The organism is Pseudomonas abietaniphila (assembly GCF_039697315.1).
In the GTDB taxonomy this organism is placed as follows: domain Bacteria; phylum Pseudomonadota; class Gammaproteobacteria; order Pseudomonadales; family Pseudomonadaceae; genus Aquipseudomonas; species Aquipseudomonas abietaniphila_B.
Genome location: NZ_CP155619.1, coordinates 2809816 through 2832675 on the forward strand (window position 1 = coordinate 2809816; position 22860 = coordinate 2832675).

A 22860-nucleotide genomic window follows, 5' to 3' on the forward strand; every position below is an offset into this window, starting at 1 on the left:
CTCTTTACGGTTGAGGTTCTTGCAGTTCTTTCTGGATCGGGGCGCGGGGCGGCTCGGCTGTGAACGACTAGCCGCCACCGATGGCATGCACCACTTCGACCTGATCACCTTCGTTCAGCGTCGTGGCGTCATGCTGGCTGCGCGGGACGATATCCAGATTGAGCTCGACCGCGATACGACGCCCGGCCAGATCCAGACGGGTCAGCAACGCCGCAACGGTCGCGCCGTCGGGCAGTTCAAAGGATTCACCGTTCAACTGAATGCGCATGCGAAGGGCAGCCATCATTTTAGGGGGCGAGCATTCTAGCCCGATCAGCCGGTATGACCAAGGCAAAGGCGTGCCATTCGTCTCAACCCGGACCTGCGGGTCAGGTTTACCTTACAGGGTGTCGAGGCCAAGCCGCCAGGCCGTCCAGCCGAGAATGAACCAGCCAATCAGAAAGCACAGCCCGCCGATCGGCGTGATGATGCCCAGTTTGCTCATGCCGGTCAGCGTCAGCAGATAAAGGCTGCCTGAGAACAGGATGATGCCCAGCGTGAACGAAATGCCTGCATAGGCCACCAGCCGCCCCTGGATCTGCATCGCCAGCAGGGCCACACCGAAGAGCGCCAGCGCGTGAATCAACTGGTACAGCACACCGGTATGAAAAATCGCCAGGTACTCGGGGCTGAGTCGATTTTTAAGGGCATGAGCCGCAAAAGCACCCAGCGCGACGCCAGTAAATCCAAAGAATGCGGCCAACATCAGAAACGTTCGTAACATATGCAACTCCAGGCAAAGTCGTTCAATGGCGCGTGGTCTGTATAATGGCCCGCTCAACGGGTTCGGCCAAGCCATCTCTATGCTGCGTTTCCTCCTTCGTCGTGTCGCCAAAGGCCTGCTCTGGTTCGCAGCGGCAAGTGTCGTGCTTGTTTTGATTTTTCGCTGGGTCCCTCCTCCGTTCACCGCACTGATGGTAGAGCGCAAGATCGAATCATGGTTCGACGGCCAGCCCATTGACCTGCAGCGCGACTGGGAGCCTTGGGAGAAAATCTCCGATGACCTGAAAGTCGCCGTCATCGCTGGCGAAGACCAGAAGTTCGCCGAGCACTGGGGTTTCGATATCGACGCCATTCAGGCCGCACTGGTTCACAACGAGCGCGGCGGCTCGATTCGCGGCGCCAGTACGCTGAGCCAGCAGGTCTCCAAGAACCTGTTCCTGTGGTCCGGCCGCAGCTATCTGCGTAAAGGTCTGGAGGCGTGGTTCACCGCGCTGATCGAGGTGTTCTGGTCCAAGCAACGGATCCTTGAGGTCTACGTCAACAGCGTTGAATGGGACGACGGCGTGTTCGGCGCCCAGGCAGCCGCTCAGCATCACTTCCACATCAACGCCAGCCAGCTCTCGATGCAACAGGCGAGCTATCTGGCGGCCGTGCTCCCCAATCCCCGCGAATGGAGTGCCAGCAACCCCAGCAGTTACGTGTCGCGGCGTGCAGGATGGATTCGTCAGCAGATGCGCCAGTTGGGCGGGGATGAGTATCTGGTGGGGTTGAATCACAGCCGTAAGTGGTGATGATCATCGACCACGTCCGGGTGTAGGAGCGCGCTTGCCCGCGATGGCGGTGTGCCTGACACGTTCATAGCGTCTGACGAAACGCAATCGCGGGCAAGCGCGCTCCTACATTGAGGGAAACCGCAGCGCGCAAACAAAAACGCCCCGATCATCTCGGGGCGTTTTTCATTTCAGCGTTTGGCGCTTATGCAGCAATCGACAGCTTGAGCTTGTTCATCGCGCTCTTCTCGAGCTGACGAATACGCTCTGCGGACACTTTGTATTTCTCCGCCAGATCATGCAGCGTGGCTTTCTCTTCCGCCAACCAGCGCTGGTAGAGGATGTCACGGCTGCGTTCGTCGAGGACGTTCAGCGCTTCGTGCAGGTTCGCCGTCGAGCTGTCGGTCCAGTCAGAATCTTCCAGCTGACGAGCCGGATCGTAACGGTGGTCTTCCAGGTAGTTGGCCGGCGACTGGAACGCGCTGTCGTCGTCTGCTTCCGCAGCCGGGTCGAACGCCATGTCGTGGCCGGTCAAACGGCTTTCCATTTCGCGCACTTCACGCGGCTCAACGCCAAGGCTTTCGGCCACGCGATGCACTTCTTCGTTGTTCAGCCACGCCAGGCGCTTCTTCTGACTGCGCAGGTTAAAGAACAGTTTGCGCTGGGCTTTGGTGGTCGCGACTTTCACGATCCGCCAGTTGCGCAAGATGAACTCGTGAATCTCGGCCTTGATCCAGTGCACGGCGAACGACACCAGACGAACGCCCATTTCTGGGTTGAAACGCTTCACGGCCTTCATCAGGCCGACGTTACCTTCCTGGATCAGGTCAGCCTGAGCCAGGCCGTAACCGGAATAACTGCGTGCAATGTGCACAACAAAACGCAGGTGGGCGAGCACCATCTGCCGAGCCGCCCCTAAATCCTGCTCGTAATAGAGACTCTCGGCCAGTTCACGCTCCTGCTCGGGCGTCAGCAGTGGAATGCTGTTTACCGTGTGCACATAGGCTTCCAGGTTTGCACCCGGAACCAAGGCATAAGCAGGTTGCAAAGAATTGGTCATACGAAAAAACCTCCGACACATGACTCGTGCAGTTCAGCACTGCGAAAATTGACCGGAAACCGCTAAACAAGTTCCCTTAGCTGAAAAGTCAATAGATGAAACAAAATTTACGCCACACACATTACCCAAACATTAACACTCAACGAGGTGCCAGCTCTCTCAAATGGCGTGCAACTGCAATCCACGCACCGATATACCCCAACAACACTGCCCCTAGCAAGAGCGACAGACCATCGGCCATGGGCACGCCGGCCAGGGAAAAATTGCTGCCGTACAGGCCCGCAAGCCTGACCACGGCTTCGTTAAGCCAGTCCAGGCCGAAAGCCAGTACGCCCCACGAGAGTATCCCCGCGCCGAACCCGTACAACGCTCCCATATAAAGGAAGGGCCTGCGCACGTAGCTGTCAGTACCGCCTACCAGTTTGATGACTTCGATTTCGGTGCGACGGTTCTCAATGTGCAGACGGATGGTATTGCCGATGACGAGCAACAACGCCACCACCAGCAACACCGTCAAACCGAACACGAAGCGATCACCCAGCTTGAGAATAGCCGCCAGACGTTCGACCCACACCAGATCAAGCTGGGCTTGCTGGACCTTGGGCAACTCAGCGAGACGTGTACGTAATGCTTCAAGCGCGGCTTTGTCAACTTCCTGCGGCGTAACCAGCACGACGCCAGGCAACGGGTTTTCTGGCAGCTCCTTGAGCGCTTCGCCCAAGCCGGACTGCTGCTGGAACTCGGTCAGGGCCTGATCGCGGCTGATGTACTCCGCTTCGGCGACGCCGGGCATGCCTTTGATCTGCGTAACCAGGCCTTCGCCCTCACTCGGCGAAGCATCCAGTTGCAAATAAAGGGAGATCTGCGCCGCACGCTGCCAGGATCCACCCAGACGCTCGACATTGCTCAGCAGCAACGACAGGCCCATGGGCAGGCTCAACGCCACGGCCATGACCAGACAGGTGAAAAAACTGCCAATCGGCTGCTTGCCCAGACGGCGAAGGCTGTCCAGCAGACTGGAACGATGTGCCTCGACCCAGGCATTGAACAACATGCCAAAACCCGGGCCGTCGTCGTCATCGTGCTTCTTTTTCTTCTGCGGGCCTGGCTCGGCGGCCTTAGGCGCGACGCGTTCAGAGACTTTAGGGCTGCGAGTGGCACTCATACGCCAGCCTCCCCGTCACCGATCAGTCGACCGCGTTGCAGCGTCAGCATGCGGTGGCGCATGCGCGCGATCAGCGCCAAGTCGTGGCTTGCGATCAGTACGCTGGTGCCCAGACGGTTGATGTCTTCGAATACACCCATGATTTCCGCTGCCAATCTTGGATCGAGGTTACCGGTGGGTTCATCCGCCAGCAGCAAGGCCGGGCGGTGGACGATGGCGCGGGCGATGCCCACGCGCTGCTGTTGGCCTGTGGACAAGTCGCCGGGATACAGCTCGGCTTTGTCAGACAGCGCTACGCGTTCCAGCGCAGAGTCGACGCGCTTGGTCACTTCGGCTTTGGACAGGCCAAGAATCTGCAATGGCAAGGCGACGTTATTGAACACCGTGCGATCAAACAGCAACTGGTGGTTCTGGAACACCACACCGATCTGCCGACGCAAAAACGGAATCTGCGCGGTGCTGATCTGGCCCAGGTCCTGCCCGGCCAGCAGCAGCTTGCCGGTGGTGGGGCGCTCCATCGCCAGCAGCAGGCGCAGCAAGGTACTTTTACCGGCACCCGAGTGGCCGGTCACAAACAGAAACTCTCCACGACGCACTCGAAAGCTCAGCTCATGCAAGCCGACGTGTCCGTTCGGATAGCGTTTACCGACCTGTTCGAAACGAATCATGTGCGCTCCCGCTCGGCGAAAAGGGCTTGAACGAAGGGTTCAGCCTCGAAAGTACGCAAATCGTCGATGCCTTCACCGACGCCGACGTAGCGAATCGGCAACCCGAACTGCTTGGCCAGCGCAAAGATCACACCGCCTTTGGCAGTGCCGTCGAGTTTGGTCAGCGCCAGCCCGGTCAGCTGGACCGTCTGGTTGAACTGTTTGGCCTGATTGATCGCGTTCTGGCCGGTGCCGGCATCGAGTACCAGCAGCACTTCGTGAGGCGCCTGCTCGTCGAGCTTGCCGATCACGCGGCGAACCTTTTTCAGTTCTTCCATCAGGTTGTCTTTGGTGTGCAGACGACCGGCGGTGTCGGCAATCAACACATCGATGCCCCGCGCTTTGGCGGCCTGCACGGCGTCGAAAATCACCGAAGCGGAGTCGGCACCGGTGTGCTGGGCAATGACCGGGATCTTGTTGCGCTCGCCCCAGACCTGCAATTGCTCGACGGCGGCAGCACGGAAGGTGTCGCCCGCCGCCAGCATGACTTTCTTGCCTTCGAGTTGAAGCTTCTTCGCCAACTTGCCAATGGTGGTGGTCTTGCCCGCACCGTTGACGCCCACGACCAGAATCACGAAGGGCTTGTGCTCGGATTTGATCACCAGTGGCGCCTCCACCGGCTTGAGCATTTCGGTCAGCTCGTTTTGCAACGACTTGTACAGCGCGTCACTGTCAGTCAATTGTTTACGCGCCACTTTCTGCGTCAAGTTACGCACGATCAGCGAAGTGGCCTCAACACCAACGTCTGCGGTCAGCAAACGGGTTTCCAGCTCATCGAGCATGTCGTCGTCGATGGCTTTCTTGCCCAGAAACAGACTGGCCATGCCTTCGCCCAGGCTGGCGCTGGTCTTGGACAGGCCTTGCTTGAGGCGGGCGAAGAAACCGGGCTGCTTCGGCTCGGCTGTCCCAGGTGCCGGGGCGGTCGCAGGAGCGGCTGGCGCTTCGACATCGGGCACAACCGGTGTAACCACCGGTCCAGAGACCGGAGGCGGCGTGACTGGAGACGGCTGCGACAGCGCAGGCAGATCGTCACCGGCAACAGGGTCAGGCAAGGCGACCGGGCTCGGCTCGATCGACGGCGGCACTTCGAAAGAGGTGGAGTCGACAATGGCTGGCTGAGCAGGGGGTTGAGGCGTGGCGACTTCCGGCTGTACGGGAGAAGCGGTGTAAGCCGGAATCTCGGGGGTAACGTGCGGCTCGCTCTCAGGTGTCAGGGCGACGGGCTCTTCGGCAACCGGCAGTTTCAACCACGGCTCGGCGTCAGCCTGCTCGATAACCGGCGCAAGCTCGTGGGCGGCAACGGCCTCTGGCAACGGCTCGGCAGGTATTGGGGCAATCTGCGGCTCAGCAACGACTGGCGTTGTCTCAACGACAGTCTCCGGCGCTGCTGCAGGTAAGTCCTGGGGCTGTTCGGCGACGGTTTCCTGCGGTTTTTTGCGCAGCCATCCGAACAGGCCTTTCTTCTCGCCAGCCGGGGCTGGGGTCTTCTTGTCGTCGTTGGAACCAAACATGGAGGACGGCTATCTCACGGTAGCGACGCGCCAGAGCGGCGCCTCTGAAAAATTCTGTCAATGCGAAACAGACTGCTTTTATGTCCGCTTGTTCATCAGTTGGCCGAGTGACGCTTTGTTAGACAATCACTCAACGCTCCCGGCAATCCCTACAGAAATACGTCATAGCGGCGGATTTCTTCGTAGTCCGATTCCCAAGCATGAGTCTTAGACATAGTCGGCAGCCAAACTGGCCGCTATCCTAACACCCCCGCGCCCGCCGACGCTAAGTTCAAGCAGGCCGCCTCGAAGGTTCAAATTACGAATGAATGCTCTCGCCCGCTGTGCCGCAGGCCTGCTGCTCGGCACACTCTGTTTGCCCCTTGCAGCCAACGCTGCCGATCCCCAACCCACTTCCGAATTCACGCTGGATAACGGCCTGAAAGTGGTCGTGCGCGAAGACCATCGCGCGCCGGTCGTGGTGTCTCAGGTCTGGTACAAGGTCGGGTCCAGCTATGAGACGCCCGGCCAGACGGGCCTCTCCCACGCGCTTGAACACATGATGTTCAAAGGCAGCTCCAAGGCCGGCCCCGGTGAAGCGTCGCTGATCCTTCGCGACTTGGGCGCCGAAGAGAACGCTTTCACCAGCGACGACTACACCGCCTACTACCAGGTGCTGGCCCGTGATCGCCTGAGCGTAGCCTTCGAGCTGGAAGCCGACCGCATGGCGACGCTGAAGCTGCCACCGGAAGAATTCTCCCGCGAGATCGAAGTCATCAAGGAAGAACGCCGCCTGCGTACGGACGACAAGCCCAACGCCAAGGCATACGAACGCTTCAAGGCCATCGCCTACCCTGCCAGCGGCTATCACACGCCGACCATTGGCTGGATGGCTGACCTGGACCGCATGAAAGTCGAAGAGCTGCGTCACTGGTATGAATCCTGGTACGTGCCGAACAACGCCACATTGGTGGTGGTCGGTGACGTGAAACCCGACGAAGTGAAGGCCTTGGCCGAGCGTTTCTTCGGTCCGATTCCTCGTCGCGACGTTCCACCGTCGAAAAAGCCGCTCGAATTGCCTGAGCCTGGCCTGCGCCAGATCACCGTTCATGTGGCGACGCAGATGCCGAGCCTGATGTACGGCTTCAACGTGCCGAGCCTTTCCACGGCCACCGACCCTCAGTCGGTAAACGCGCTGCGCCTGATCTCCGCCCTGCTCGATGGCGGCTACAGCGCGCGTATCCCGACCCGGCTCGAGCGCGGCGAAGAGCTGGTCACCGGCGCATCGTCGGACTACGACGCCTACACCCGTGGCGACAGCCTGTTCACCATCAGCGCCACGCCCAACCAGCAGAAAAAGAAAACCCTGGCCGACACCGAAGCCGGTATCTGGCGCCTGCTCGATGAACTGAAAACCAAGCCGCCCACCCAGGAAGAACTCGAGCGTGTGCGTGCCCAGGTCATCGCCGGGCTGGTGTACGAACGCGATTCGATCACCAGTCAGGCCAGCACCATCGGCGAACTGGAAACCGTCGGCCTGTCCTGGCGGCTCATCGACCAGGAACTGGCGGCGCTGCAGAGCGTGACGCCGCAAGACATCCAGAAAGCTGCACGCACTTATTTCACCCGCGAACGCCTTGCGGTCGCGCACGTTCTGCCTGAGGAGAAAGCCCATGAGTAAGCGCAACGAAACACGCTTTGCGCGAACGCGGGCTCCTGCGTTGTTGCTCGCCGCGACACTCGGCCTGTTCGGCACGGCCCCGGTGATGGCCGACACGACCGTTGACGCACCCAAGGCGATCGACAAAGCCGCCAATACCCTCGAATCGCTGAAAGAGCTCGACGGCAAAGCGCCCGCCCGACGCACGCTGAACATTCAGTCGTGGAAAACCGCCGAAGGCGCTCGCGTGCTGTTCGTCGAAGCCCATGAACTGCCCATGTTCGACATGCGACTGCTGTTCGCCGCCGGCAGCAGTCAGGACGGCGCGACGCCGGGTATCGCCCTGATCACCAACGCCATGCTCAACGAAGGCGTGAAAGGCAAGGATGTCAGCGCCATCGCCCAGGGTTTCGAAGGTCTTGGCGCCGATTTCGGCAACGGTTCCTACCGCGACATGGCCATTGCGTCGCTGCGCAGCCTGAGCGCCCCGGACAAGCGTGAGCCTGCGCTGAAGCTGTTCTCGGAAGTCGTCGGCAAACCCACCTTCCCGGCCGACTCGCTGGCGCGGATCAAGAACCAGTTGATGGCCAGCTTCGAGTACCAGAAACAGAACCCCGGCAAGCTGGCGGGCGACGAATTGTTCAAGCGCCTGTACGGCGATCACCCCTACGCACACCCGAGCATGGGCACGGCCAAAAGCATCACGCCCATCAACCTGGCGCAGCTGAAGGCCTTCCATGCCAAGGCGTATGCAGCGGGTAACGCGGTCATTGCCCTGGTCGGCGACCTGTCCCGTTCGGAAGCGGAAGCCGTGGCCGCTCAGGTATCGGCGTCGTTGCCGAAAGGGCCGGCGCTGGCGAAGACCGTCGCACCGACCGAGCCCAAACCAGGCGAAACCCATATCGAATTCCCCTCGAAGCAGACGCACCTGATGCTGGCTGAACTGGGCATCGACCGCGCCGACCCGGATTACGCTGCGTTGTCGCTGGGTAACTCGATCCTGGGCGGCGGTGGCTTCGGCAGTCGCTTGATGTCGGAAGTCCGCGAGAAACGTGGCCTGACCTACGGCGTGTCCTCGGGCTTTACCCCGATGCAGGCACAAGGTCCATTCATGATCGGGCTGCAGACCCGCGCCGAACTGAGCGAAAACACGCTCAAACTGGTCAAGGACATCACCCGCGACTTCCTCGCCAACGGCCCGACCCAGAAAGAACTGGACGATGCCAAGCGTGAACTGGCGGGCAGTTTCCCGCTGTCGACCGCCAGCAACTCGGCGATCGTTGGCCAACTGGGTGCCATTGGCTTCTATAATCTGCCCCTGACCTACCTCGAAGACTTCATGACGCAGTCCCAGAGCGTCACCGTCGAGCAGATCAAAGCGGTGATGAACAAACACCTGGACGCTGACAAGCTGGTGATCGTGACTGCCGGTCCGACCGTCCCGCAGAAACCGCTGCCGCCCCCTACTGATAAACCCGCCGAGCAACCTCTCGGCGTTCCGGAGCACTGATGACCTCGACTTCCAAGCCGCCGCGTATCCACAAAGGGCACAAAATCCACACGGGCCTTGGCCAATTGCGGATTATCGGCGGCGAATGGCGCAGTCGGCGTCTGAGTTTCCCTGACGGCCCGGGTTTGCGCCCGACGCCGGATCGCGTGCGTGAAACCCTGTTCAACTGGCTGGCGCCTTATATCGAAGGCGCCCGTGTACTCGACCCGTTCGCGGGCAGCGGCGCGCTGTACCTGGAGGCCTTGTCCCGTGGCGCCAGCATGGGCCTGGCCCTCGACACCAACTCAAGCGCCATTTCCAGCCTCCGCGAACACTTGGGCACCTTGCGCTGCACCGTCGGCAAGACGCACGCCACCGACGCATTGCGTTACCTGGAATCGCAACCCGCTGAACAGTTCGACGTGGTTTTTCTCGACCCACCGTTCCATCAGAATCTGCTGACGCCCGCCTGCACGCTTCTCGAAGAGCGCAACTGGCTCGCGGATAACGCATGGATCTACACCGAGAGTGAAACCGCGCCGTCGACCCTCGGTCTGCCGGGCAACTGGCGCCTGCACCGTGAGAAGAAGGCCGGGCAGGTGTATTACGCGCTGTGGGAAAGAAGTGTTGTCGCAGGCTGACAGCCGTCCGTTCGTTCCCGCGTTCGGACTCGGCAACCCTCACCTGCAGACCCTCTGGGGTCCGCTCTGGCGAAAAACCATTCACATGGATCGTCGACGCGAGCGCATCTGGCTGGAGGACGGGGACTTCCTCGACATGGACTGGTACGGCCCGCACGACGCCAAGGTGCCCGTCGTACTGGTGCTCCATGGCCTCACCGGCTCCTCCAACTCGCCGTACGTCGTCGGCCTGCAGCAAGCCATGGAGAAACGTGGCTGGACCAGCGTTGCGCTGAACTGGCGAGGCTGCTCAGGCGAACCCAATCTGCTTCCGCGCAGCTACCACTCCGGCGCGAGCGAAGACCTTGCGGCCGTCATCGCACATATCCGAACTGCGCGCCCCTTGGCGCCGCTGTACGCGGTCGGGTATTCGCTGGGCGGCAACATTCTGCTCAAGCACTTGGGCGAGTCAGGGCTGGAGAGCAATCTTCAGGGTGCGGCGGCGGTCTCGGTGCCGTTCAGGCTGGATGAATGCGCCGACCGTATCGGTCTGGGTTTTTCAAAGGTCTATCAACGGCATTTCATGCGTGAAATGGTCGGCTACATCCGGGACAAGCAGCGGCGCTTTCAGCATGAAGGCATGAATGAGGGCCTCGCCGTCCTCGCCGCGCTGGGCTCGCTGGACAACCTACGAACCTTCTGGGAATTCGATGGAAAGGTGACCGCACCGCTCAACGGTTTTGTCGACGCTAAGGATTACTACCGACGCGCCTCAAGCCGTTATTTCCTCGGGGCCATTCGCACACCAACGCTGCTGGTGCAGGCAATCGACGACCCGTTCGTGTTCAGGCACAGCCTGCCCGAAACGAGCGAGCTTTCCGCCAGCACGCAATTCGATCTGCAGAACCATGGCGGTCATGTGGGGTTTGTCGGCGGCACGATCAAAACGCCGACCTATTACCTGGAGAAGCGGATTCCGGAATGGTTGGTGGATGTGCACGGTGCCGACACTCACCTGTAGACACTCTCCACTGTGCAAGATCGTTCAAGACAGCGAAACACCACGCGCCTAACATTCGGGGCATAAGGAGAAACACCATGTCCCGTCATCAACTCTACGTTCGCGGTCTTCGCGACAGTGTGCCCATGCTCGTCGGCATTGCGCCGTTCGGCATCATCTTCGGAACCCTCGCCGGAGTCGGCGGTTTGTCGCTGTTGCAAGCGGTCGGCATGTCGATGTTCGTCTATGCAGGCTCGGCTCAATTTATCGTCGTCAGCCTTATGGGCGCCGGGGCCAGCGCCGTGGTGATTCTGCTGACCACCTTCATCGTCAACCTGCGCCATGTGCTCTACAGCGCCACGTTGCAGCCGCAGGTCCATGGCTTGCCGCAACGCTGGCGATTGCTGCTGGCGTTCTGGCTGACCGACGAAACCTTCGCGGTGGTGCAGCGCTATTACCTCGTCCACGGCCGCCAACCGCTGGCGCATTGGTATTGGCTGGGCGTGACCAGCGCACTGTATGCCTGTTGGGTCGGCAGCTCGCTGGTGGGCGTGTTGTTCGGTCAGGCGGTGCCGGACATGGCGAGCTGGGGTCTGGAGTTCGCGATGCTGGCAACGTTCATCGGCATCGTGGTGCCGCTGTTACGCAATCAGCCGCAGATCGCCGCTGCACTGGCCGCGGGCGCTGTGGCACTGATGACGTGGTCGCTGCCGTACAAACTGGGGTTGATGGCGGCCGCGTTCAGCGGGATTGCCGTGGGTGTTCTGCTTGAACGTCGACAGGCGGCCAATTCCCATGACCGCTCGCACGAGGAGGCTCAGTCATGAGCTATTGGTGGCTGATTCTGGGCATGACGGCAATCACCTTTCTGATGCGCTACAGCCTCTTCGCATGGCCCAACCTACGCTTCCCGCCGGTCGTGCGCCAAGGCCTGCACTACGTGCCTACGGCCGTACTGACCGCCATCGTGGTGCCCGGTATGCTGCTGCCGGACGGCGAGCATTGGCAGGTGTCGTTTCAGAACGCCTACTTGCTGGCCGGCATCGCGGCCATCGCGATTGCAGCGTTCAGCCGTCACCTGCTGGCGACCATTGGTGGCGGCCTGGTGGTGTTTTTTCTGCTGCGATGGACGATGGGGCAGATATAGCGCGAACTCGGCCAGACATACTTGCCCCTGTGGGAGCGAACTCATTCGCGAAAGGAGGGTACATTCGATACATCTCGATCGGCTGCCCCACTCCATCGCGAATGAATTCCCTCCCACAGATCCAGTCCGGCAGCCGATCGATCAAGACTCCCAAACCGATCAGCAGAGCGCGTCACTCCCCTGTCGCAACTCCACGAGCCGGATCATTGATCCACTCGCTCCACGACCCTGCATACAACCTGCCCAGCGGATAGCCCGCCAGGCACAATGCGAACAGGTTATGGCACGCCGTGACACCGGAACCGCAGTAAGCCACCAACTGATCTGGCGAGCGGCCTTTTAACGTTTGCGCAAACCGCTGCTTGAGCTGTTCAGCCGGGAGGAAACGTCCATCGGGGCCCAGATTGTCGGTAAACGCTGCGCATTGAGCACCGGGAATGTGCCCTGCAATCGGGTCGATAGGCTCGACCTCGCCGCGAAAGCGTGCCGGCGCACGGGCATCGATCAAGGTCATCTCCGGGGTTCCGAGTCGCGCCTGCAAATCCGCTGCGCTCAACACCAGGGATTCATCGGGAGCGCCATCGAACGCGCCTTGTCGGTGATCCGGCGGGTCCAGACTCAACGGCAGCCCCGCCGCATGCCACGCCTTCAGACCGCCGTCGAGGATGAACACGCCATCTCGCTTGCCCAACCACGCCAGTAACCACCATGCACGGGCCGCGTATGCGCCTGGGCCATCGTCATAAAGCACAATCTCGCTGTCGTTGTTGACGCCCCAAAAGCGCAGGCGCTCGATCAGCACCTGCGGGTCCGGCAGCGGATGGCGCCCCGTGACGCCTTTGGTGATGGGTCCGCTCAAGTCATTGAGCAGGTCCGCGTACGAAGAACCCTCTATGTGACCTTCGGCATAGCTGCGCTGGCCGTAGTCCAGGTCATCAAGAGAGGAACGACAATCCAGAACCACAAGCCCGGGTTGTTGTTGGCGTTCGGCCAGTTGTTGCGGGCTGATCAATTGCGCGATGGACATGACAGGCTCCTGCAGACAGTGAAAGTGGCGATAGCGATAAGACAATCCATTTGAGCGGATGAACGCGCTTCAGCTCGCGTCCTCCAGTGCCTTGTTGAGCGGCACATAAAATTCGGCGCACAGCGCATGCACGGCTTCCCGCGCGTCCGGGGTAACGTAAGCGAGTTCGAGCATCAGCACTTGATACACGCCGCGCCGGATAGCGTCTTCGTTCAGGTGCGTGGCGTTTTCCCGGGTGGTGCAGAGGAAACGCACCCAGGACGTCAAGATGATCCAGGCATTGAGCGTGAGCGATTCGATCTGGACCTTGTCCATCTCCAGAATCCCGGCTTCGACGAAACCGCCGTAAATGGCCATGGCCTTGATCAGGCAATGCTGCGAGAACCGCCGATAACGCGCCGCCAGCTCAGGGTCGGCATCGAGCAGATGTTCCAGGTCGCGGTGCAAAAACCGGTAGCGCCACATCCCGTCGAGAATCGCCGTCAGGTAATGACGCTTGTCTTCGACACCTGGCAAGCGACCTTTGGGCGGATGCAAAAAGCTGTCGACCAAGGCTTCGTATTCGGTGAACAGCTCGGCGATGATCGCCTGCTTGTTGGCGAAGTGGTAATACAGATTGCCCGGCGAAATCTCCATGTGCGCAGCGATGTGGTTAGTGCTGACGCTGCGCTCACCCTGCAGATTGAACAGCTCCAGGCTGCTCTGCACGATGCGTTCACGGGTCTTGATGCGTAAGGTTTTAATGCGCGGCGCCATGCTCGACTCGAACGTTGGGACGTGACAGGAATGTGTCCGATCTTAACGCAAGCGCCGCGATGCGGTGCAGCCCTCACGACTCGACGGATGCCGTGACCTTCGTACGGGTGGCGATGGCCACGGCAAGACCGATCAACGCGGCGGCGACTGCCAGCGCGAGAATTACGCCTCGCAACCCCATCGACACGGCCAGAACACCTACCAACAATCCGGCCAACGGTTGGGTCAGGTTGTTCAGCAACGTAATGACACCAACGGTCTTGCCGAAATCGCGCACCGGAATCACCCGCTGGCGAATGGTCCGCATGTAGACGTTGAACATCTTGTCGAAGCCGACGACGAGCAGAAAACCCACCACATAAATCTCGGAGGCAGCACCTGTGGCGGTGATCAGCGCCCCTAGCGTGATGGCGCAATACGACACCCTGCCCAGCAACGACAGCGGTAACGCGATACGGGCGAGCCCGAACAGAATCAGGATGGTGACCAGCGCCCCCGCCGCTTGAAGCCCCGCGTAGAAGTCTTTGCTTTCACCGAATGAGCCGATGACCATGGCGGCCGAGCTGGCCAGCGTCACGCCCACGATGAGATTCACGCCCGCCGCCAGGCAGATGATCTTTTTGAGCTCGACGGACTGACGAATGTGGCTGAAGGCAATGCGCAAGGGCTGAAACCAGATGTCTGCGTGCTGCTCGAAGGTCTCCAGCGTCACGTTGCTGGAACGCTGCCACTCACGCATCGCGACGTCAGCCAGCACGAACAGCAGCGCAACGCCGATCACCACGCCTGGCCACGGGCAGAACTCCAGCGAGAGCGCTGCCAGCAACGGCCCGAGGACGAGCCCGGTCTGGTCGGCGATCTGTGAGTAGGACAGCGTCTTGCCGTATCGGTAATCCGCGAAGATATGGGGCATCACCACTTCACGCGCCATGATCCCCTGAGTGGTCAGCACGCCGCAGATCGCGGAGAGCAGCACCAGCCAGTAGATCCCGCCAAACAGCCCGTACAAGACTACGGCAACCATGCAGACCACCGCGCGGTACATCTGGCTGATGTGCAGCAGGCGAATCGGGGCGAACTTGTCGCACAGCGCGCCGCAGATGGGGAACGCCAGGAACCGCGGCAGCGTCTCGACGAAAAACGCCAGGCCCGCCCAGGAAGCGCTTTGGGTCGTCTGGAAGACGATCAGCGGCACCAGAAACAGCAGAACTTGGTCGGCAAGCCGCGAAAGAAAGAGGGAAAAGAAGAACGCCAGATAGTCCGTACGCATTGAGACTCCATGTCGGGTGTTGCGAAACGATTCGCCAGGAACCGGCGCGAAGCAGTCTGGCCCGCAGATTTGCGCTGTGCAAGCGTCATGACCCTCTCGGCAATGATCATGACGAGGCCATTTGACTTTATAGAGCAATGACTCTAAAACAACGTTACAACGTCCAAAAGGAACTGCAGCAATGCCTGTCGAATCCGTCCGCTTGCCCCCGCCTGACGACCTTCCCGACCCGAATGCCGAACTTCAGCGAGTGTTCGACAGTCAGCGTCGGGCGTTCGCGGCAAACCCGATGCCGGTCGCCGGGCAACGCCTGCAGTGGCTCGACAGCCTTCGCCAGTTGCTCAGCCACGAACGCCAGGCGTTGATCGACGCGATCAGCACGGATTTCAGCCACCGCAGCGCCGACGAGACGCTGCTCGCCGAATTGATGCCGAGTCTTCACAACATTCATTACGCACGCCGTCATCTGAAGAAGTGGATGCGCGCATCTCGGCGCCACGTGGGTATGGCATTCCAGCCCGCCTCGGCCAAAGTCATCTATCAGCCGCTGGGCGTGATTGGCGTGATCGTGCCGTGGAATTACCCGCTGTACCTGGCAATTGGTCCGCTGGTGGGCGCCTTGGCGGCAGGCAATCGGGTGATGCTCAAGCTCAGCGAGTCCACGCCTGCGACAGGTGAGTTGCTCAAAAAGCTGTTCGCCCAGGTTTTCCCCGAGGACCTGGTGTCGGTGGTGCTGGGCGAGGCGGACGTCGGCGTGGCGTTTTCCCGACTGCCGTTTGATCATTTATTGTTCACTGGCGCCACCAGTGTCGGGCGACACGTGATGCGCGCTGCGGCAGATAACCTGACGCCCGTCACGCTGGAGTTGGGCGGTAAGTCCCCTGCGATCGTCTCCCATGACGTCCCGTTGAAGGACGCTGCCGAGCGCATCGCTTTCGGCAAAACGCTGAACGCCGGCCAGACCTGTGTCGCGCCGGATTACGTTCTGGTGCCCAAGGAGCGCGTCGAGGATTTTGTCGACGCCTACAAAAAGGCAGTCACCGGGTTCTATCCGACACTGGCGGACAACCCGGACTACACGGCCATCATCAACCCACGGCACATGGCCCGGTTGAACAGCTACGTGGCCGACGCGACGAGCAAGGGCGCAACTGTCATCTCGCTGTACGAAGAGGGCCAGGGAAGACGCATGCCGTTCAGTCTCATACTCGGCGTCAAGGACGAGATGCTGGTCATGCAGGACGAGATTTTCGGCCCGCTGTTACCCATCGTCCCTTACGAGCGCATCGAGCAGGCCTTCGACTACATCAATCAACGACCTCGCCCACTCGCGCTGTATTACTTCGGCTACAACAAGACCGAGCAAAAACGCGTGCTGGAGCAGACGCATTCCGGTGGCGTCTGCCTGAACGACACCTTGCTCCATGTCGCCCAAGACGACTTGCCCTTCGGCGGTATCGGCGCATCCGGGATGGGGCACTACCACGGTCACGAAGGTTTTCTGACATTCAGCAAGGCCAAAGGCGTGTTCATCAAGCAGCGTTTCAACGCCGCGCGGCTGATTTATCCACCGTATGGCAAGGCGATACAGAAGCTGATTCAGCGGTTGTTCGTGCGATGACTGCGGCGGCTTCGGGCGTTTCCCGGCGCGGCGTACTGAAACTGGGGCTCGGGGCGACTGCATTTCTGTCCACGGCAGGCGTGACGGCGAGCCTCAGCGGGTGCTCCAGTCAGACGGCAGCGCCGGGTTTCAGCGTTTTGCGTGCGAGCGACATGCCGTTTTTGCAGGCCGTGATTCCGGTCATGCTTGAGGGCGCAACCGCAGCGGTCACCTTACGAAATGCGGTAGACGCCACGTTGCACAGCCTGGACAGCGGCCTGGCGGGTCTGTCCCCGGAAATGCTCAAGCTGACTCAGCAACTCTTCGATGTGCTGGCGATGGCGATCACTCGAGGACCGCTGACGGGGATCTGGGGCCGTTGGGAAAACGCCGATGCCGAGCAAATCCGGCATTTTTTGGGACGTTGGCAAAACAGTTCGCTGAACCTTTTGCGACAGGGCCACAGCTCGTTGCTGCAGCTGGCGCTCATGGCCTGGTATGGCCGGGCCGAGTCGTGGGTCGCGTGCGGGTATCCTGGGCCGCCGAAAATCTAAACCATAAAAACAATAAAAAGCCGAGGTTCTATGCCTGTTCCCGACACGTTCCGCGAGGGTCTTGCTCGCGGATGGAAAACTTACGATGGCTCGACGCTTGAGCGAGACCTGACGCTGGAAGCCGACGTCGCCATCATCGGCAGCGGTGCAGGCGGCGGCACCACGGCGGAAATCCTCAGCGCCGCCGGGCTCAAGGTCGTGATCATCGAAGAGGGTCCGCTGAAAACCAGCTCCGACTTCAAGATGCTGGAGGACCAGGCGTATTCAACGCTGTATCAGGAAGGCATTGGCCGCATGAGCAAGAACGGCGCCATCACGATCCTACAAGGCCGCGCGGTGGGTGGAACCACGCTGATCAACTGGACGTCGAGCTTTCGTACGCCCGACCAGACCCTCGACCACTGGGCGCGCGAGCATGGCGTGAAAGGCCACAGCCCGGCCGAAATGGCCCCCTGGTTCGACAAGATGGAACAACGACTGGGCGTCTCGCCGTGGATCATGCCGCCAAACGCCAATAACGACGTCATTCGGCAGGGCTGCGAGGCACTCGGCTACAGCTGGCATGTGATCCCGCGCAACGTGCGGGGTTGCTGGAACCTGGGCTATTGCGGAATGGGCTGCCCGACCAACGCCAAGCAATCCATGTTGGTAACGACGATTCCTGCGACGCTGGAACGAGGGGGCGAGTTGCTGTACCTCGCTCGCGCCGAACGCCTGATCATCGAGAACGGCAAGGTACTCGGCGTAGAGTGCCAGGCGATGGATGAACGTTGCGTCGCACCCACCGGGCGCAAGATCACGGTCAAGGCGCGCCACACGGTGCTCGCCGGCGGCGGCATCAACAGCCCCGCCCTGCTGATGCGCTCCAGGGCGCCGGACCCGCATGGCCGTCTGGGAAAGCGGACGTTCCTGCACTTGGTGGCATTCTCGGCGGGCCTGTTCGACAAGGTCATCAACCCGTTCTACGGCGCGCCACAATCGATCTACTCCGACCATTTCCAGTGGCGCGACGGCGTGACAGGCCCCATGGCCTACAAGCTTGAGGTCCCGCCCTTGCAACCCGCGCTGACGGCAACGTTGCTGGGCGATTACGGTCCAAAAAACGCAGAACGCATGGCCCAGTTGCCGAACACGCACATGATGCTGGCGCTGCTGCGCGACGGCTTTCACCCCGGCAGCGTCGGTGGAACGGTCGAATTGCGCGGCGATAACACGCCGGTGCTGGATTATCAGGTGTCGCCCTACGCCTGGGACGGCGTACGCCGCTCGCTGCACAGCATGGCCGAGATTCAGTTTGCGGGCGGCGCCAAGGCCGTCATGCCGTTACACGGCGACGCCGACTACGTGAAAACCGCCGCTCAGGCGCGCTCGCTGATCGACACCCTCAGCCTGGAAATCTTCCGCACGCGCCTGGGCAGCGCGCACGTCATGGGTGGCTGTGCAATGGGTGAAGATCCGGAACATGCCGTCGCTGATAGCCTGGGTCGGCATCACCAGCTGGAAAACCTGTCGATTCACGACGGATCGTTGTTTCCGACCAGCATCGGCGCCAATCCACAGTTGTCGATCTACGGACTGACGGCGAAGCTGGCAACGGCGCTGGTGGATCGATTGAAGCGCACGTGACGCATCATCCGTAGGAGCCGGCTTGCTGGCGAATGCGGTCGTCACTGACCCACCGCATCGCTGCCCTCGTAACCTCGGACGTCTCCTACAGGAACTGCGTCGCTCCGATGATTTGCAATCAATATCTAATCTGTAGCTGGCTCCTACGAGGCCCTCTATCGCAGCCAGTCCTGCGGCCTGACTTGGCCGACCCAGTCTCCTGCGCTACCATCCGAGTCCCCAACGGACTCCGACCAGGACGACGCGATGAACCGAGTGTTGTACCCAGGCACCTTCGACCCTATCACCAAGGGCCATATCGATCTGGTCGAGCGTGCCTCGCGGATGTTCGATCAAGTGGTCATCGCCGTTGCCGCCAGTCCCAAGAAAAACCCGCTGTTTCCTCTGGAGCAACGCGTGGACCTGGCGCGCGAAGCAACCAAGCACCTGTCGAACGTGGAAGTGGTGGGATTTTCAAGCCTGCTGGCGCATTTTGCCCAGGAGCAGAACGCCAACATCCTGTTGCGTGGACTGCGCGCCGTTTCCGACTTCGAGTACGAGTTTCAGCTCGCCAACATGAACAAACAGCTCGCCCCCGACGTGGAAAGTCTTTTTCTCACGCCGTCCGAACGCTACTCATTCATTTCATCTACGCTGGTCAGAGAAATTGCGGCGCTGGGTGGTGATATCACTAAATTCGTACACCCGGCTGTCGCTCAGGCGCTCAAGGAAAGGTTCCAGCCCGGTTCGTGAGTGATGTTCAGGTGCATACCGAGCGCTAATGCGGCACAATTCGCCGCATTAGTTTAGTTATGCCCCGGTGTCGACCGCGGCAGGAGTATCCATGTCCCTGATCATCACCGACGATTGCATCAATTGCGACGTCTGCGAACCCGAGTGCCCGAACGAAGCGATTTCCCAAGGTGAGGAGATCTACGTGATCAATCCGAACCTGTGCACCGAATGCGTTGGCCATTATGACGAGCCGCAGTGTCAGCAAGTCTGTCCCGTGGACTGCATTCCGCTGGATGAGAACCACGTCGAGAGCAAAGATGAGCTCATGGCCAAGTACCAGTTGATTACCAGCAAGGCATAACCAAAGGCATTTTTTGTCGGCATCCGCGCTTTCGCCGAAGACACTGGCTGTAATGCCTGTTGACCTGAGCGAGATACGCATGACATCGATGCTGGAGCGAATACCCTCGTTGCTTGGCGCAGTGCTTTCACTGAGCGCCCTTTCGGCTCAAGCCAGTCCTGATCACCCTGACCAGGCCGCCATTGCCAGCCCACACCCCATCGCCACCGCCGCCGGTCGGGAAATTCTGGTCGACGGCGGCAACGCTTTCGATGCTGCCATCGCAATCAGCGCGACCCTTGCCGTGGTCGAGCCTTACGGTTCTGGCCTGGGCGGTGGCGGCTTCTTCTTACTGCGTCAGGCAGGTGAACCTGTCCAGTATCAATTCCTCGATGCGCGAGAAAAAGCGCCGCTCAAGTCCAAGCTCAAGATGTTTTATCGCCACGGCGTTGCTCAACCGGACCTTTCCCTGAATGGCCCGTTGGCGGCCGCGATCCCGGGGTTGCCCGCGGCACTGGTTGAACTCGCCGAGCGCTATGGCCGCTTGCCCTTGAGCATCTCCATGGCGCCTGCCATCCGCATTGCGTATCGCGGCTTCAAGGTCGACGAGGTCTACCGGGAACGTGCCAGTTGGCGGTTGTTTGCCCTGCGCGCCAACAAAGAAAGCGCCCGCCTGTTTCTGCGCAACAACGAAGTGCCTGACATTGGCGAAATCATCAAACAGCCAGAACTCGCGCAGACACTGGATCGTCTGGCGGACAAAGGCCGCGCCGGCTTTTACAGCGGGCTGACGGCACAAGCGATGGTGAGCGGGGTTCGCGCAGCGGGCGGCATATGGAATTACCACGACTTCGAAGAGTACGAGGTCATCACCCGCACGCCGCTGCGCTTCCAGCTGGCGGACCAGCGGGAACTGATCAGCGCGCCTCCGCCTTCGGCGGGCGGCATTGCCTTGGCGCAAAGCCTGTTCATGCTGCAGCAACTGCCGTGGCGGGAATCGGAAAAAGTTCAGCGCGCCCATTACGTCGTGGAAGTCTTGCGACGCGCGTTTCGTGATCGGGTGCTATTCGGTGATCCCGACTACGTGCCCAACCCGATCGCTCAGGTCCTGGCCCCTGATTACCTGTTTGAGCTGACGGGCAGCATCGATCCTCATCGAGCCACGCCCAATAACATCCTGCCGCCCGCACCGCGCTGGCGCGAAGGTGACAACACCAGCCATTTCTCGGTCCTCGACAACGAGGGTAACGCCGTCGCAGCAACGCTCTCGCTGAATCTGCCATTTGGCTCGACCTTCACCGTACCCGGCACGGGTGTGGTTTTGAACGATGAAATGGACGACTTCGCGGTCGACCCCAAAGGCAGCAACACCTATGGGCTGGTCGGCAGTCAGGCGAACATCATCGAACCCGGCAAGCGTCCACTGTCGAGCATGAGCCCCAGCTTCATTGAAAGTCCGCAGGCGTTCACCGCCTTCGGTACGCCAGGCGGCAGCCGGATTCCCAGCGTGGTGTTGCTGTCGATGCTGCAATACCTGGACGATCAGCCCGTGACCCAGTGGACCTCGGCGCCGCGCTACCATCACCAATACATTCCGGATGTGCTGGAGTACGAGGCGGGCGCGTTCACGGAAGAGGAATTGAGCGACCTGCGCGAACGCGGTTATCGCCTCAGGGAAACCAAGCGCGATTTTGGCAACCAGCAGGTGCTGTTGTGGCGCAAGAACAACGCCAAGGTGGAAGCCGCGAGTGATCCACGCGGAATAGGTGTGTCAGCGACGTTCAGACCCGATGCGCCGCTGAATCTGGTGCGGACCTGCGCCGATCAGTCGTGCTTGCCGTAGCCACTCGTGGTGCAACCCAGGCAGCGCACAAACGCTGCTTTACCCGGATCGACGACCAGTGCCTTGCCGGTCGCGCCGAGATTGCCGCCCGCCGCAGCGAATGGCGATGCGATCACGAACAACCCCGCACCGATCACGGTTGCCACGATCAGCAGCGGACGCGCGATCAGCAGGTCGCCCATCATCGCGTAAGCCGGGGGATTCTGAATCTGGTAAACCGGATCACCGCTGCCAGCGGCCTCAACCTGCGCCATGGCCGGCGTCATCTGCAAGCCGAAGAACACGGCCAGGGTAGCAGCGAGAATACGAAACGGGCGCATGGCGTGATCCTTCAGGCTCAACGAAAAAGTGATGGTGCTCACTATAAACAGGGATCGGGGTTAAGCAAGGGGATGTCTGTCTCATTCGCGACACACATCCCGCGGGACGCTAAGCGCTACTTTTGACATTTGGGGCAATAAACGCTCGCCCTCTGTCCCAGTTTGACTTCGCGCATCGTTGTGCCACAGACCTTGCAGGGCTCCTCGCCGCGACCGTACGCAAACAATTCCTGCTGGAAATAGCCCGGCTGGCCGTCACCGCCAATGAAATCACGCAGCGTCGTACCGCCGCGCTCGATGGCTGCGGCCAGAATGCGCTTGATCTCGATGGCGAGCTTTATATAGCGCGCTTTGGAAATGCTCTTGGCCTCACGGCGCGGGTCGATCCCCGCCGCAAACAACGCCTCGGTCGCATAGATATTGCCCACGCCCACGACGACCGCGTTGTCCATGATGAACGGCTTGACCGCCATCGACCGGCCCCGTGACAGCTCGTACAGACGCAAGCCATCGAACAGATCGGTCAACGGCTCCGGCCCCAGACGCATCAACAGCTCATGGTTATGGGGGTCGAGGCTCCAGAGCATCGCGCCGAAACGCCTCGGGTCGGTGTAACGCAGGGCCAGCCCGGATTCCAGTTCGATATCGACGTGCTCGTGCTTGAGTGCCGGAAGCCCGGCCTCGACCAGTCGCAGATTGCCCGACATACCCAGGTGGCTGATCAACGTCCCCACTTCTGCCTGGATCAGCAGGTATTTAGCGCGTCGTTCCACGACCACGATCTTCTGGCCGGACAGACGCACGTCCAGATCCTCCGGAATCGGCCAGCGCAAACGGCGATCACGAACAATCACGCGACTGACGCGTTGCCCTTCCAGATGAGGCGCGATGCCCCGACGGGTGGTTTCGACTTCAGGTAATTCAGGCATGAGGCAGCAGC

24 protein-coding genes are annotated in these 22860 nt (G+C 60.7%); 13 read left to right on the top strand and 11 right to left on the bottom strand.

Annotation, left to right across the window (positions count from 1 at the left end; genetic code table 11):
• Positions 1 to 67: 67 nt before the first annotated feature.
• Both thiS and ABDX87_RS12515 read right to left on the bottom strand, forming a co-directional pair.
• The gene (gene thiS, locus ABDX87_RS12510; RefSeq protein ID WP_346833124.1) at positions 68 to 268 is read right to left on the bottom strand and encodes a sulfur carrier protein ThiS; all 201 of its coding nucleotides are present in this window, start codon (positions 266 to 268) and stop codon (positions 68 to 70) included.
• Between the two features lie 111 nt (positions 269 to 379).
• Positions 380 to 763, bottom strand: coding sequence for a DUF423 domain-containing protein (locus ABDX87_RS12515; protein ID WP_346833125.1), 384 nt, complete (start codon positions 761 to 763; stop codon positions 380 to 382).
• Positions 764 to 842: 79 nt separating this feature from the next.
• Here ABDX87_RS12515 and mtgA point away from each other — a divergent pair, with 79 nt between their 5' ends.
• The gene (gene mtgA / locus ABDX87_RS12520; RefSeq protein WP_346833126.1) at positions 843 to 1553 is read left to right on the top strand and encodes a monofunctional biosynthetic peptidoglycan transglycosylase; all 711 of its coding nucleotides are present in this window, start codon (positions 843 to 845) and stop codon (positions 1551 to 1553) included.
• 184 nt (positions 1554 to 1737) lie between these two features.
• Here the strand turns inward: mtgA and rpoH are convergent, their stop codons facing one another.
• From rpoH to ftsY, 4 genes are all read right to left on the bottom strand, one after another.
• The gene (gene rpoH, locus ABDX87_RS12525) at positions 1738 to 2592 is read right to left on the bottom strand and encodes an RNA polymerase sigma factor RpoH (protein WP_062385495.1); all 855 of its coding nucleotides are present in this window, start codon (positions 2590 to 2592) and stop codon (positions 1738 to 1740) included.
• 139 nt (positions 2593 to 2731) lie between these two features.
• Entirely contained in the window at positions 2732 to 3757 is a 1026-nt protein-coding gene (ftsX, locus tag ABDX87_RS12530) for a permease-like cell division protein FtsX (protein ID WP_346833127.1), read from the bottom strand.
• Entirely contained in the window at positions 3754 to 4425 is a 672-nt protein-coding gene (ftsE, locus tag ABDX87_RS12535; protein ID WP_081565121.1) for a cell division ATP-binding protein FtsE, read from the bottom strand. The genes ftsX and ftsE overlap by 4 nt, the downstream gene beginning before the upstream one ends.
• On the bottom strand, positions 4422 to 5975 hold the full coding sequence (gene ftsY, locus ABDX87_RS12540; RefSeq protein ID WP_346833128.1) for a signal recognition particle-docking protein FtsY: 1554 nt from the start codon (positions 5973 to 5975) through the stop codon (positions 4422 to 4424). The genes ftsE and ftsY overlap by 4 nt, the downstream gene beginning before the upstream one ends.
• Before the next feature lie 304 nt (positions 5976 to 6279).
• On the opposite strand from ftsY, the gene ABDX87_RS12545 reads away from it, so the two are divergent.
• From ABDX87_RS12545 to ABDX87_RS12570, 6 genes are all read left to right on the top strand, one after another.
• Complete coding sequence (locus ABDX87_RS12545; protein ID WP_346833129.1) at positions 6280 to 7635, top strand: M16 family metallopeptidase; 1356 nt, start codon at positions 6280 to 6282, stop codon at positions 7633 to 7635.
• Positions 7628 to 9124, top strand: a complete 1497-nt coding sequence (locus ABDX87_RS12550; protein ID WP_346833130.1) for a M16 family metallopeptidase — start codon at positions 7628 to 7630, stop codon at positions 9122 to 9124. Before ABDX87_RS12545 ends, ABDX87_RS12550 begins: the two co-directional genes overlap by 8 nt.
• Positions 9124 to 9744: a 16S rRNA (guanine(966)-N(2))-methyltransferase RsmD gene (gene rsmD, locus ABDX87_RS12555; RefSeq protein ID WP_346833131.1), complete on the top strand. Its 621-nt coding sequence runs from the start codon at positions 9124 to 9126 to the stop codon at positions 9742 to 9744. The genes ABDX87_RS12550 and rsmD overlap by 1 nt, the downstream gene beginning before the upstream one ends.
• Entirely contained in the window at positions 9731 to 10744 is a 1014-nt protein-coding gene (locus ABDX87_RS12560; RefSeq protein WP_346833132.1) for a hydrolase, read from the top strand. The genes rsmD and ABDX87_RS12560 overlap by 14 nt, the downstream gene beginning before the upstream one ends.
• Positions 10745 to 10821: 77 nt before the next feature.
• On the top strand, positions 10822 to 11550 hold the full coding sequence (locus ABDX87_RS12565) for an AzlC family ABC transporter permease (RefSeq protein ID WP_346833133.1): 729 nt from the start codon (positions 10822 to 10824) through the stop codon (positions 11548 to 11550).
• Positions 11547 to 11870, top strand: a complete 324-nt coding sequence (locus ABDX87_RS12570; protein ID WP_346833134.1) for an AzlD domain-containing protein — start codon at positions 11547 to 11549, stop codon at positions 11868 to 11870. Before ABDX87_RS12565 ends, ABDX87_RS12570 begins: the two co-directional genes overlap by 4 nt.
• Positions 11871 to 12042: 172 nt before the next feature.
• Here ABDX87_RS12570 and ABDX87_RS12575 read toward each other — a convergent pair whose 3' ends face one another.
• The 3 genes from ABDX87_RS12575 to ABDX87_RS12585 all read right to left on the bottom strand — a co-directional run bounded on the left by ABDX87_RS12575 (position 12043) and on the right by ABDX87_RS12585 (position 14923).
• Complete coding sequence (locus tag ABDX87_RS12575) at positions 12043 to 12897, bottom strand: sulfurtransferase (RefSeq protein WP_346833135.1); 855 nt, start codon at positions 12895 to 12897, stop codon at positions 12043 to 12045.
• A gap of 69 nt (positions 12898 to 12966) precedes the next feature.
• Positions 12967 to 13653 carry a TetR/AcrR family transcriptional regulator gene (locus tag ABDX87_RS12580; RefSeq protein ID WP_346833136.1) on the bottom strand — a complete coding sequence of 229 codons (687 nt, stop codon included), beginning with the start codon at positions 13651 to 13653 and terminating at the stop codon, positions 12967 to 12969.
• 73 nt (positions 13654 to 13726) lie between these two features.
• A complete protein-coding gene (locus ABDX87_RS12585) occupies positions 13727 to 14923 on the bottom strand; it encodes an MFS transporter (RefSeq protein ID WP_346833137.1) in 1197 nt (398 codons plus the stop codon).
• Between the two features lie 181 nt (positions 14924 to 15104).
• Between ABDX87_RS12585 and ABDX87_RS12590 the strand changes: the two genes are divergently transcribed.
• From ABDX87_RS12590 to ggt, 6 genes are all read left to right on the top strand, one after another.
• Positions 15105 to 16544, top strand: coding sequence for a coniferyl aldehyde dehydrogenase (locus tag ABDX87_RS12590; RefSeq protein WP_346833138.1), 1440 nt, complete (start codon positions 15105 to 15107; stop codon positions 16542 to 16544).
• Positions 16541 to 17077 carry a twin-arginine translocation pathway signal protein gene (locus tag ABDX87_RS12595; RefSeq protein WP_346833139.1) on the top strand — a complete coding sequence of 179 codons (537 nt, stop codon included), beginning with the start codon at positions 16541 to 16543 and terminating at the stop codon, positions 17075 to 17077. Before ABDX87_RS12590 ends, ABDX87_RS12595 begins: the two co-directional genes overlap by 4 nt.
• Before the next feature lie 30 nt (positions 17078 to 17107).
• Positions 17108 to 18703 carry a GMC family oxidoreductase gene (locus ABDX87_RS12600; protein WP_346833140.1) on the top strand — a complete coding sequence of 532 codons (1596 nt, stop codon included), beginning with the start codon at positions 17108 to 17110 and terminating at the stop codon, positions 18701 to 18703.
• Between the two features lie 246 nt (positions 18704 to 18949).
• Positions 18950 to 19435, top strand: a complete 486-nt coding sequence (coaD, locus tag ABDX87_RS12605; protein ID WP_074752409.1) for a pantetheine-phosphate adenylyltransferase — start codon at positions 18950 to 18952, stop codon at positions 19433 to 19435.
• Between the two features lie 91 nt (positions 19436 to 19526).
• On the top strand, positions 19527 to 19778 hold the full coding sequence (locus tag ABDX87_RS12610; protein ID WP_074752410.1) for a YfhL family 4Fe-4S dicluster ferredoxin: 252 nt from the start codon (positions 19527 to 19529) through the stop codon (positions 19776 to 19778).
• Positions 19779 to 19857: 79 nt separating this feature from the next.
• Entirely contained in the window at positions 19858 to 21600 is a 1743-nt protein-coding gene (gene ggt, locus ABDX87_RS12615) for a gamma-glutamyltransferase (RefSeq protein ID WP_431061230.1), read from the top strand.
• Here the strand turns inward: ggt and ABDX87_RS12620 are convergent.
• Both ABDX87_RS12620 and mutM read right to left on the bottom strand, forming a co-directional pair.
• Positions 21582 to 21920 carry a multidrug transporter gene (locus tag ABDX87_RS12620; protein ID WP_074752411.1) on the bottom strand — a complete coding sequence of 113 codons (339 nt, stop codon included), beginning with the start codon at positions 21918 to 21920 and terminating at the stop codon, positions 21582 to 21584. The genes ggt and ABDX87_RS12620 overlap by 19 nt on opposite strands.
• A 116-nt stretch (positions 21921 to 22036) precedes the next feature.
• Positions 22037 to 22849: a bifunctional DNA-formamidopyrimidine glycosylase/DNA-(apurinic or apyrimidinic site) lyase gene (gene mutM / locus ABDX87_RS12625; protein WP_346833141.1), complete on the bottom strand. Its 813-nt coding sequence runs from the start codon at positions 22847 to 22849 to the stop codon at positions 22037 to 22039.
• Positions 22850 to 22860: the final 11 nt, after the last annotated feature.

What these genes read in the sequence shown, in the direction of transcription:
- thiS (WP_346833124.1), bottom strand. Translation starts at nt 268, where the DNA reads ATGCGCATTCAGTTGAACGGTGAATCCTTTGAACTGCCCGACGGCGCG.
- ABDX87_RS12515 (WP_346833125.1), bottom strand. Translation starts at nt 763, where the DNA reads ATGTTACGAACGTTTCTGATGTTGGCCGCATTCTTTGGATTTACTGGC.
- mtgA (WP_346833126.1), top strand. Translation starts at nt 843, where the DNA reads ATGCTGCGTTTCCTCCTTCGTCGTGTCGCCAAAGGCCTGCTCTGGTTC.
- rpoH (WP_062385495.1), bottom strand. Translation starts at nt 2,592, where the DNA reads ATGACCAATTCTTTGCAACCTGCTTATGCCTTGGTTCCGGGTGCAAAC.
- ftsX (WP_346833127.1), bottom strand. Translation starts at nt 3,757, where the DNA reads ATGAGTGCCACTCGCAGCCCTAAAGTCTCTGAACGCGTCGCGCCTAAG.
- ftsE (WP_081565121.1), bottom strand. Translation starts at nt 4,425, where the DNA reads ATGATTCGTTTCGAACAGGTCGGTAAACGCTATCCGAACGGACACGTC.
- ftsY (WP_346833128.1), bottom strand. Translation starts at nt 5,975, where the DNA reads ATGTTTGGTTCCAACGACGACAAGAAGACCCCAGCCCCGGCTGGCGAG.
- ABDX87_RS12545 (WP_346833129.1), top strand. Translation starts at nt 6,280, where the DNA reads ATGAATGCTCTCGCCCGCTGTGCCGCAGGCCTGCTGCTCGGCACACTC.
- ABDX87_RS12550 (WP_346833130.1), top strand. Translation starts at nt 7,628, where the DNA reads ATGAGTAAGCGCAACGAAACACGCTTTGCGCGAACGCGGGCTCCTGCG.
- rsmD (WP_346833131.1), top strand. Translation starts at nt 9,124, where the DNA reads ATGACCTCGACTTCCAAGCCGCCGCGTATCCACAAAGGGCACAAAATC.
- ABDX87_RS12565 (WP_346833133.1), top strand. Translation starts at nt 10,822, where the DNA reads ATGTCCCGTCATCAACTCTACGTTCGCGGTCTTCGCGACAGTGTGCCC.
- ABDX87_RS12570 (WP_346833134.1), top strand. Translation starts at nt 11,547, where the DNA reads ATGAGCTATTGGTGGCTGATTCTGGGCATGACGGCAATCACCTTTCTG.
- ABDX87_RS12575 (WP_346833135.1), bottom strand. Translation starts at nt 12,897, where the DNA reads ATGTCCATCGCGCAATTGATCAGCCCGCAACAACTGGCCGAACGCCAA.
- ABDX87_RS12580 (WP_346833136.1), bottom strand. Translation starts at nt 13,653, where the DNA reads ATGGCGCCGCGCATTAAAACCTTACGCATCAAGACCCGTGAACGCATC.
- ABDX87_RS12585 (WP_346833137.1), bottom strand. Translation starts at nt 14,923, where the DNA reads ATGCGTACGGACTATCTGGCGTTCTTCTTTTCCCTCTTTCTTTCGCGG.
- ABDX87_RS12590 (WP_346833138.1), top strand. Translation starts at nt 15,105, where the DNA reads ATGCCTGTCGAATCCGTCCGCTTGCCCCCGCCTGACGACCTTCCCGAC.
- ABDX87_RS12595 (WP_346833139.1), top strand. Translation starts at nt 16,541, where the DNA reads ATGACTGCGGCGGCTTCGGGCGTTTCCCGGCGCGGCGTACTGAAACTG.
- ABDX87_RS12600 (WP_346833140.1), top strand. Translation starts at nt 17,108, where the DNA reads ATGCCTGTTCCCGACACGTTCCGCGAGGGTCTTGCTCGCGGATGGAAA.
- coaD (WP_074752409.1), top strand. Translation starts at nt 18,950, where the DNA reads ATGAACCGAGTGTTGTACCCAGGCACCTTCGACCCTATCACCAAGGGC.
- ABDX87_RS12610 (WP_074752410.1), top strand. Translation starts at nt 19,527, where the DNA reads ATGTCCCTGATCATCACCGACGATTGCATCAATTGCGACGTCTGCGAA.
- ggt (WP_431061230.1), top strand. Translation starts at nt 19,858, where the DNA reads ATGACATCGATGCTGGAGCGAATACCCTCGTTGCTTGGCGCAGTGCTT.
- ABDX87_RS12620 (WP_074752411.1), bottom strand. Translation starts at nt 21,920, where the DNA reads ATGCGCCCGTTTCGTATTCTCGCTGCTACCCTGGCCGTGTTCTTCGGC.
- mutM (WP_346833141.1), bottom strand. Translation starts at nt 22,849, where the DNA reads ATGCCTGAATTACCTGAAGTCGAAACCACCCGTCGGGGCATCGCGCCT.